The sequence below is a fragment of the Streptomyces sp. NPDC058701 genome (assembly GCF_042715295.1).
GTDB lineage: Bacteria > Actinomycetota > Actinomycetes > Streptomycetales > Streptomycetaceae > Streptomyces.
Genome location: NZ_JBHXSY010000089.1, coordinates 1 through 10,670, shown reverse-complemented (window position 1 = coordinate 10,670; position 10,670 = coordinate 1). Strand labels below are relative to the sequence as shown.

3 protein-coding genes are annotated in these 10,670 nt (G+C 73.5%); all 3 read left to right on the top strand.

What is annotated here, in order from left to right; genetic code table 11:
* On the top strand, nt 1-3,095 hold a 3,095-nt coding region (locus ACFWW8_RS37410; RefSeq protein WP_386537106.1), incomplete at its 5' end, for an SDR family NAD(P)-dependent oxidoreductase.
* A gap of 114 nt (nt 3,096-3,209) precedes the next feature.
* The gene (locus ACFWW8_RS37405; protein WP_386537108.1) at nt 3,210-9,101 is read left to right on the top strand and encodes an SDR family NAD(P)-dependent oxidoreductase; all 5,892 of its coding nucleotides are present in this window, start codon (nt 3,210-3,212) and stop codon (nt 9,099-9,101) included.
* 62 nt (nt 9,102-9,163) lie between these two features.
* Nucleotides 9,164-10,670: type I polyketide synthase (locus tag ACFWW8_RS37400; RefSeq protein WP_386537103.1), on the top strand; the 1,507-nt coding region annotated here is incomplete at its 3' end.

Here is a 10,670-nt window from a genome sequence, read left to right as displayed (position 1 = left end):
CACTGTTCGAGGGCACCGGCGCCCGCACCATCGACCTGCCCACCTACCCCTTCCAACGCCAGCACTACTGGGCACGGTCCTCGCCCGCCGGCACCGGCAGCTCCGCTGCGGCCCGCTTCGGTATGACCTGGGAGGAGCATCCGATCCTCAGCGGCGCGCTGCCGCTCGCGGAGTCCGGTGAGCTGCTGCTCGTCGGGCGGATCTCCCCGACCTCCCACTCCTGGATCGCCGACCACACCATGGCCGGGACCGCCCTGCTGCCCGGGACGGCCTTCGTCGACATGGCACTGCATGCCGCCGCGGTCGTGGGCTGCGCGGGCGTGGAGGAGCTGAGCATCGAGGCCCCGCTGCCGGTGCACGGCGGCATCCGGCTCCAGGTAGTGATCGACGAGCCCGACTCCTCCGACCGGCGCCGCGTGAGCGTGTTCGCGCGGCCGGAGGCGGAAGAGGGGGACACCGGTCGGTGGACCCGACACGCCACCGGCGTACTGACCCCTGCCGCCGCCCCCGACCCGGGCCGGCCGCAGTGGAGCCGCGAGGCCTGGCCGCCGAGCGGTTCCGTCCGCGCGGAGGCGGCGGAGCTCTACGACCGGTTCTCCGCGCTGGGATACGAGTACGGCGAGGTGTTCGCCGGGGTCGAGGCCGTCTGGCTGCGCGAGGGCGAGGTGTTCGCCGAGGTCCGCCTGCCCGCGGGCGCGGCGCCGGACGCCGAGCGGTTCGGGGTGCACCCCGGCCTCCTCGACGCGGCTCTGCAACCCTGGCTGCTGGGCGACTTCCTGTCGCGGCCCGACGACGGATCCGTGCTGCTGCCGTTCGCGTGGCGCGGCATCACGCTGCACGTGCCCGGTGCCGACGCGCTGCGGGTCCGCCTGGGCCCGGCCGGAGAAGGGGCCATGTCGCTCGAAGCCGTCGACCTCGCCGGTGCCCCGGTGCTGTCGATGGACGCGCTGGTGCTGCGTCCGCTCGCGCAGGACCGGCTGGTGGAACTGGTCGGCGGCACGACGTCCGCGCCGCTGTACCGCGTGGACTGGCAGCGGCACCCGATCGCGAGCACGGCGCCGTCGGCCACGGGGCTCTTCGGCTCCTTCCCGTCCGGTGCCACGCGCCGGTGGGCGGTCGTCGGGCAGGGCGGTGCCGCCGCACGGTACGCGACGGCGGACCCCGGCACGGGGTGCGTCGGGGTCTTCCCCGACCTGGACGCACTGCGTACGGCGCTGGACTCCGGAGCGGACCGCCCCGACATCGTCCTCGCCGACTTCGGGGCCCGGCCCGGCACCGCCGCGCCGCACGGGACGGATCTGGCCGACAGCGCACGGGACACGGTCCGGCGGGGGCTCGCCCTCGTACAGGGCTGGCTGTCCGACGAGCGCTTCGCCGCCGCACGTCTCGCCGTGCTCACCGAGCACGCCGTCGCCACCGAGGCGGGCACGCGCCGGACGGACCTCGCGGGGTCGGCACTGTGGGGGCTGATGCGTTCGGCGCAGACAGAGCACCCCGACCGCTTCGTCCTCGTCGAACACGACGGGCAGGACGCCTCGTACCGGACGCTGCCCACCGCGCTCGACAGCGGAATCCCCCAACTGGCCGTTCGCGCAGGGGAGATGCTGGCCCCGCGGTTGGCAGTCCTGCCGACTCCGGGAGACGGGGGCATCGCGACGGGCGCGGGGTTCGATCCCGAGGGCACCGTGCTCGTCACCGGAGCCACCGGTACCCTCGGCAGCCTGCTGGCCCGGCACCTGGTCACCGCACACGGCGTACGGCATCTGCTGCTGCTCAGCCGCAGCGGGCGCGACACCGAAGGGGCCGCCGAACTGGAGCGTGAACTTTCCGGACTTGGAGCCGAGTTCCAGCTCCTCTCCTGTGACGCGACGGACCGGGCAGCACTGAAGGAGGCCCTCGCCACCGTCCCCGCCGCACACCCGCTGACCGCGGTGATCCACACGGCCGGCGTCCTGGACGACGGCGTCGTCGAGGCGCTGACCCCCGAGCGGCTGGACCGCGTGCTGCGCCCCAAGGCGGACGCCGCGCTGAACCTGCACGAACTGACCGAGGAAATGCCGCTGAAGGCGTTCGTCCTGTACTCCGGGGCGGTCGGCCTGCTGGGCGGGGCCGGACAGGCCAACTACGCGGCAGCCAACGCGTTCCTGGACGGCCTGGCCCAGCACCGGCACGCGCAGGGGCTGCCCGCGGTGTCCCTGGCATGGGGACTGTGGAGCGCCGCCAGCACGTTCACCGGCCATCTCGGCGAGGTGGACCTGCGGCGCATGGAGCGGTCCGGCATCGCGCCGCTCACGAACGAGCAGGGCCTCGAACTGTTCGACCGGGCACTCGGTGCCGCCGCGGACGCGCCGCAGATCTGCGTGATGCGGCTGGACACGGCGGCGCTGCGTCGGCAGGCCGCCGAGCATGGGACCGCCTCGGTGCCCCTACTGCTGCGTACGCTGGCGGCGCCCGCCGTACGGCGCGGCGCGGCGCGAACGGGCCGTGGCGGACCGGCGGCCTCCGCGGTCACGGACGCACCGAGCCGGGCGCAAGCCCTGCGCGAGCGACTGACCGGCCTGGACGCGGCGGGAAGGCGGGACGAACTCCTGGCTGTGGCCCAGGCGCAGTTGGCCGATGTGCTGGGCTTCGCCGACAAGACCGCGGTCGACCCCGTCCGCTCCTTCCGCGAGATCGGTCTGGACTCGCTGACCGCCGTCGAGCTGCGCAACAGGCTTGGTGTCGTCACCGGACTGCGGCTGCCGCCGGCGCTGGTCTTCGACCACCCCAACCTCGACGCGCTCGCGGCCCACCTGGCGGAGCTCCTCGCGGCGGAGGGCCGGGACGACGCGGGCGCCGCGGCGCTGTCGGGCATCGACGTCCTGGACCGGGCGGTCCGGGAGATGGCGGCCGACGACACGCGGCGTGACGCCGTCCGCCGACGCCTCGCAGAACTGCTGGCGGTGATCGGCGACGCCCGACGGGACGGCGACCGCGCCACACGAACGGCCTCCGACGCGGGAAGCCGCGGCGCGCAAGCGGACCCCGACCTGCTGGGACGACTGGACTCCGCCTCCGACGACGATCTGTTCGCGTTCATCGAAGACCAGTTGTGAGCGGGACGCCTTGCACGTCCCACACCCGCACCGAAGCGCCGCAGCAGGCGCACTCGCACCGACACGAGCACGTAAGCCAGGAGGGTCCGGTCGATGACGGCCAACGATGACAAGATCCGCGACTACCTGAAGCGGGTCGTCGCCGAGCTGCACAGCACGCGCCGGCGGCTGAACGCCCTGGAGGACGACGCCCGCGAGCCCATCGCCATCGTGGGGATGAGCTGCCGGCTGCCCGGCGGGGTGACCACCCCCGAAAGCCTGTGGAGACTGGTCGACTCCGGCACCGACGCCGCCTCGCCGTTCCCCGACGACCGGGGCTGGGACCTGGACGCGCTCCACCACCCGGAGTCGGGAGCCGTCCACTCCCGCGAGGGCGGATTCCTCCACGACAGCGCTGACTTCGACGCGGAGTTCTTCGGCATCAGCCCGCGAGAGGCCCTGGCCATGGACCCGCAGCAGCGGCTCCTGCTGGAGACCGCCTGGGAGGCGTTCGAGCGGGCCGGCATCGACCCGGTCTCCGCCCGCGGCTCGCGCACGGGGGTGTACGCGGGCGTCATGTACCACGACTACGGCGCCCGGCTGAACGAGATCCCGCCGGGCCTCGAGGGCTACCTGGTCAACGGCAGCGCGGGCAGCATCGCCTCGGGCCGGGTGGCCTACACCCTCGGCCTGGAGGGTCCCGCCGTCACCGTCGACACGGCCTGCTCCTCGTCACTGGTCGCCGTGCACCTGGCGGCGCAGGCACTGCGGCAGCAGGAGTGCGACATGGCGCTCGCGGGCGGCGCGACCGTCCTGTCCACCCCCGACCTGTTCATCGACTTCGCGCGACTGGGCGGCCTGGCCTCCGACGGGCGCTGCAAGGCGTTCTCCGACGCAGCCGACGGCACCAGCTTCGCCGAGGGCGCCGGCATGCTGCTCCTGATGCGCCTGTCGGACGCGGTGGACAAGGGCCACACCGTCCTGGCGGTCATCCGCGGCTCCGCCGTCAACCAGGACGGTGCCAGCAACGGCCTGACGGCCCCCAACGGCCTCGCCCAGCAACGCGTGATCCGCGAGGCGCTCGCCAACGCGGATCTGGACCCCGACCAGATCGACGCGGTGGAGGCGCACGGCACCGGAACCCGGCTCGGCGACCCCATCGAGGCACAGGCCCTGCTGCACACGTACGGCACGAGCCGCAGCCCCGAACGGCCCCTGTGGCTCGGCTCGCTGAAGTCCAACATCGGCCACACCCAGGCCGCCGCCGGGGTGGCCGGAATGATCAAGACGGTGCTGGCGATGCGCCACGGACGGCTGCCCCGCACCCTGCACGTCACCCACCCCTCCAGCCGGGTGGACTGGTCGGCGGGCGCGGTGGAACTGCTTACGCGGGCACAGGACTGGCCCGGCCAGGGGAACGCCCCGCGCCGCGCCGGCGTGTCCTCCTTCGGCGCCAGCGGCACCAACGCACACCTGATCCTGGAGGGCGTCCCGGACGGCGACGACACGGCGGCGGAGCCCGAACCGGCCACCGGCAGTGGCGCCTGGTCGCTCTCGGGCCGGACCGAAGCGGCGCTGCGAGCCCAAGCACGGAGGCTCCACGACCACCTCGCCGCCCGCCCCCACGTGTCACCCGCCGCGGTCGGGCGGACGCTGGTCCGCTCCCGTACGGCGTTCGAACACCGGGCCGTCGTCCTCGGACAGGACACCGCCGCACTCCTGAGCGGCCTCGCGGAGCTGGCGTCCGGCGCGGCGCACGGACCCGGGGTGATCACCGGCCGGGCCGCGCGCGGACGCCGTACCGCACTGCTCTTCACAGGACAGGGCAGCCAGCGGCCGGGCGCCGGACGCCAGCTCTACGAGCGGTACGAGGTGTTCGCCCGCGCCCTGGACGAGACGGCCGCGGAACTCGACCGGCACCTGGACCGCCCGCTGCGCGAGGTGATGTTCGCGGAACCGGGCGGCGCGACGGCCGGCCTCCTTGACCGCACCGAGTACACCCAGCCCGCGCTGTTCGCCCTGGAAGTCGCCCTCTTCAAACTGGTGACCGCGTGGGGCCTGCGCCCCGACGCACTCCTGGGGCACTCGGTCGGCGAACTGGCCGCCGCCCACGTCGCCGGAGTGTTCACCCTGCCCGACGCCGCCCGCCTGGTGACGGCGCGGGGCCGGCTGATGGGCGAGCTGACGGCCGGTGGCGCGATGGCGGCGATCCAGGCGGGCGGCCCGGAGGTCGAGGAGACGATCACGGCACTCACGGCTCACAGGTCGGCACGCGTCGCCGTCGCCGCACTCAACGGGCCCGACGCCACCGTGATCTCGGGCGATGAGGACGTGGTCGCCGAGCTCGCCGCGCTGTGGCGGGAGCGGGGCCGCCGCACCAGGGCGCTGCCCGTCAGCCACGCCTTCCACTCGCCGCGCATGGACGCCGTACTGGAACCGTTCGCCCGGATCGCGCGCGACGTCTCCTACGCCGAGCCGCGCATCCCGGTGGTCTCCAACCTGACCGGCGACGTCGCGTCGACCGCGATGCTGTGCGCCCCGGAGTACTGGGTGCGCCACGCGCGCGAGGCCGTGCGCTTCAGCGACGGCTTCCGCACCCTGCGCGACCAGGGGATCGACACCTTCGTCGAACTGGGACCGGACGGCGTGTTGTCCGCCCTGGGCCGCGACTGCCTGCGCGAAGAGGAACGAGACGCCCCGCGCCAGGACGGCCCGGCGGACCGCGACACGGCCGGCTCCCCCGCCGACGGGCGGGAGCGTCCCGTGCTGACGGTGCCGCTGCTGCGCCGGGACCGCGACGAGACGACCACCTGCCTCGGGGCCCTGGCCACCGTCCACACCCACGGCGTCCCCGTCGATCTCGCGGCCGTGCACGGTGACGCCGACGGGCCCGCCGTCGACCTCCCCACCTACGCCTTCCAGCGCACGCGCTACTGGCTGGACGTCCCGGCCCCCGCCGCCGGCCTCACCGCCACCGGTCTGGAGGCGGCGGACCAGCCCCTGCTCCCGGCCGTCATCGACCTGCCCGACGGGGAAGGCACCGTACGGACCGGGCTGCTCTCCGTCCGCACCCACCCGTGGATCGCCGACCACCGCGTCCGGAACCGCGCCGTGGTACCCGGAGCGGCCCTCCTGGACATCGCCACCTGGGCGGGCACCGAAGCGGGCTGCCCCCGGGTCGCCGAGCTGACCTTCGCCACGCCCCTCATCCTGCCCGAGAGCGGAGAAGGAGTCCGACTGCGCGTGACGGTGAGCGGCCCCGACGCGGAAGGCATCCGTACGATACGCATGGACTCCCGGCCCGCCGACACGGCCCGTACCGCCGACGCCCCCTCCGACTGGACCCGCCACGCGTCCGGCACCCTCGCCCCCGGAACCGAGGAGGCCGGTGACGGCGCCGACGCGCCGACCGAACTGCTCGGCGCCTGGCCCCCGGCCGACGCGACCTCGGTGGCCCTCGACGCGGACGCCGTCGCGGCCGAGTACCGGCGCCTCGCGGACGCGGGCGTGACGTACGGCCCCGTGTTCCAGGCACTGCGCGCCGTCTGGCGGCGCGGCGAAGAGGTCTTCGCCGAGGTCCGGCTCTCCGGCCAGGCGGCCGCCGACGCCTCGCGGTACGGCATGCACCCGGCCCTGCTGGACGCCCTGGCGCACGCCACCGGGTTCGGCGAGCGGTTCACCGAGGCCCGCGGCCTGCTGCCGTTCTCATGGAGCGACGTCCGGATCCACGTCCGCGGCGCCGACTCCCTGCGCGTACGGATCGCCCCGGCGGGACCCGACGCCGTGACCGTCGCGGCGGCCGACCCGACGGGTCGCCCGGTCCTCACCGCCCGCTCGCTCACGCTGCGCCCTCTGGCGGCGAGCCGGTTCCAGGACCCGGAGGCGGACAGCACACCGCTGTACCGACTGGAGTGGACACCGGCCCCCGGTTCCGTGACCGGGCACGCCGGTCCAAGGCCGACGGCAGGGGAGTGGGGCGTCCTCGGCGACCTGGGCCAGGCCCTCCTTGAGGCCGTACGGGACGGGGCGGAGGCACCCGTACGGACCTATGACGACCTGCTCGCGCTCGCGGCCTCCGACACGGCCCCGCCCGACCACGTCCTGGCGCGACTGGGCCACGAGGGGGACGCTCTCGCCACGGGCGCCCACGACCTGGCCGAACGCGCCCTGGCCCTGGTACAGGGCTGGCTGGCCCACGCCCGCTTCGCCGACGCGCGACTGGTCGTGCTGACGCACGGGGCGGTGACAGCCGGCACGAGCGCCGTCCACCCGGCCGCGGCCGCCGCCTGGGGGCTACTGCGCAGCGCACAGTCCGAGCACCCGGGCCGCTTCGTCCTGGTCGACGCGGACCCCGCCGACCCGGCCGTCTCGTACCGCTCCCTGTCGCGGGCCGTCGCCTCGGGGGCGTCCCAACTCGCCCTGCGCAGCGCTGAGATCCTCGTACCCCGACTCACCCGGGGAACGGACGGACAGGACACCGTCCCCGGACATCCCGGCGATGCCACCGAGCCGGAGACGGCCGCAGCCCTGGAGCCCGCCCCGTCGGGCACCCCCTCCGGCCCCTGGCGCGCGGACGGCACCGTGCTCGTCACGGGCGGAACCGGGACGCTCGGCAAGGCCGTGGCCCGGCACCTCGTGACCAAGCACGGCGTCCGGCACCTGATACTGGCCGGTCGGCGCGGCGCGGACACCCCCGGCGCGGCCGACCTGGCCACCGAACTGACCGGCCTGGGCGCCGTCGTGAACATCGTCCGCTGCGACGCCGCCGACCGCTCGGCGCTCGAAGGCGTCCTGGCCGCCGTCCCCGCCGCGCACCCGCTCACCGCCGTCGTGCACACCGCCGGCGTACTGGACGACGGCATCGTCACGGCACAGACCCCCCGACGCGTCTCGGCGGTCCTGCGGGCCAAAGCGGACGCGGTCACCCACCTGCACGAACTGACCCGTGACCTGGACCTGTCCGCCTTCGTCCTCTTCTCGTCGGCCGCGGGAACCCTCGGCAGCCCCGGCCAGTCCGGCTACGCGGCCGCCAACAGCTTCCTCGACTCGTTCGCCGCCTGGCGGCGCGCGCAGGGCCTGCCCGCCGTATCCCTGGCCTGGGGCCTGTGGGGTGACGGCGGTGGCGCGGGGGCCGACGGCATGGGAGCGAGCCTGGCCGCCGCCGACCTGGCACGGCTGCGCCGTTCCGGAATCCTGCCCCTCGACCCCGCCGAGGCACTGGATCTGTTCGACGAGGCCTGCGACCCCGCCAGGACCGAGGCCGTACTGCTGCCGATCCGCCTCGACCTGGCCGGCCTGCGCGCGCGTTCCGCCCGCGGCACCGTACACGCGGGCGTGGTGCCCGAAGTGCTGCACACCCTGGTGCCCCCGCCCGCCGGTGCCGGACCCTCGGCCGGTGCCGACGCGCCGGATCCTGCGGCGGGCCAGGAGCCCCCGACCACGGCCGCGGCGTCCGGCACCCTGGCCGAACGGCTCGCCGGGAAGCCGCGCGGCGAACGGCTCGCCGCCCTCACCGAACTGGTACGCACCGAGATCGCCTCGGTGCTCGGGCACCCGGACGCCGAACGCATCCAACTCCATTTCTCCTTCAAGGAATCCGGCTTCGACTCGCTCACCGCCGTCGAACTCCGCAACCGGCTCACCACGGCCACCGGAACGAAGCTCCCCGCCACCCTGGTCTTCGACCATCCGACACCCGCGGCACTCGTCGACCACCTGGAACAGGAACTGCCGAAGGGAGCTCAGGAGATCCCGGCGGACCTCCCGGCCGTTCTGAACGCACTCGACCGGATCCGGGAGGGACTCGCCACCGCCGTAACCGACGACAGCAGCCGCGACCACATCGCGGAGCGTCTTCAGGGACTGCTCGGCACGCTCACCTCACCAGTGGCCGACATCCGCCCGACCAGCGGCCCGGGCGAGCACGACCGGCAGGGCCCCGATGAGCTGTCGCTCGGCGAACGCCTCGCCGTCAGCAGCGACGACGAACTCTTCGACCTCTTCGACAGCGACTTCCGACCGACGTAGCCCAGGGCCGCCACTTCCCTCCCGCCCCCGCCGCCCGCCCCACACCCCTGGAGAACAGCACCATGTCTTCCGCATCGCCCGCCACCAACGAAGAGAAGCTCCGCGACTACCTCCGCCGCGCCATGACCGACCTGCACGAGGCGCGCGAGCAGATTCGCCGGACCGAGTCGGCCAGGCACGAGCCGATCGCGATCGTGGGAATGGGGTGTCGGTTGCCGGGTGGGGTGTCGTCGCCGGAGGGGTTGTGGGATCTGGTGGCGTCGGGGGTGGACGCGGTTTCTCCGTTCCCCACTGATCGGGGTTGGGATGTGGCGGGTCTGTTCGATCCGGAGCCGGGTGTGCCTGGGCGTACGTATGTGCGTGAGGGTGGTTTTCTGCATGAGGCGGGGGAGTTCGACGCGGGGTTCTTCGGTATTTCGCCGCGTGAGGCGTTGGCGATGGATCCGCAGCAGCGGTTGTTGCTGGAGACGTCGTGGGAGGCGTTGGAGCGGGCGGGTATCGATCCGCATTCGCTGCGCGGCTCACGGACCGGCGTCTACGCCGGAGTGATGTACCACGACTACGGCAGCATCGCGACCATCTCCGCCGCCCCCGACGACGAGACGGCCGGTTTCCTCGGCACGGGGACGTCCGGGAGTGTCGCTTCGGGGCGTATCTCGTATGTGCTGGGTCTGGAGGGGCCGGCGGTGACGGTGGATACGGCGTGTTCGTCGTCGTTGGTTGCGCTGCATCTGGCGGTGCGGGCGTTGCGCAGTGGTGAGTGTGACCTGGCTCTTGCGGGTGGGGTGACGGTGATGGCGGAGCCGGGTGTGTTCGTGGAGTTCTCGCGGCAGCGGGGGTTGGCTGCCGATGGGCGGTGCAAGGCGTTCGCGGCTGCTGCCGATGGCACGGGCTGGGCTGAGGGCGTGGGTGTGCTGGCGGTGGAGCGGTTGTCGGATGCGGTGCGTCATGGGCGTCGGGTGTTGGCGGTGGTGCGTGGTTCGGCGGTCAATCAGGACGGTGCGAGTAACGGGTTGACGGCGCCGAATGGTCCGTCGCAGCAGCGGGTGATTCGTCAGGCGTTGGCGGATGCGCGGTTGGGTGTGGGTGATGTGGATGTGGTGGAGGGGCATGGGACGGGGACGCGTCTGGGTGATCCGATTGAGGCGCAGGCGTTGTTGGCGACGTATGGGCAGCGGGATGTGGGTCGGCCTTTGTGGCTTGGTTCGTTGAAGTCGAATGTGGGTCATACGCAGGCTGCTGCTGGTGTGGCTGGTGTGATCAAAATGGTTATGGCGATGCGGCATGGGGTGTTGCCGAGGACGTTGCATGTGGATGAGGCCTCTCCGCATGTCGACTGGTCGGCGGGTGCGGTGTCCCTGCTGACGGAGCAGGAGCCGTGGCCTGAGGTGGGACGTCCGCGCAGGGCCGCGGTGTCATCCTTCGGTGTGAGCGGGACGAATGCGCATGTGGTGGTGGAGGAAGCACCGGATGTGCGGGAGTCGGTGGAGCCGGGTGGTGAGGGGCTTCTTCCGGTGGTGCCGGTGGTGGTGTCGGGTCGTTCGGCGGGTGTGGTGGGTGAGCTGGCGT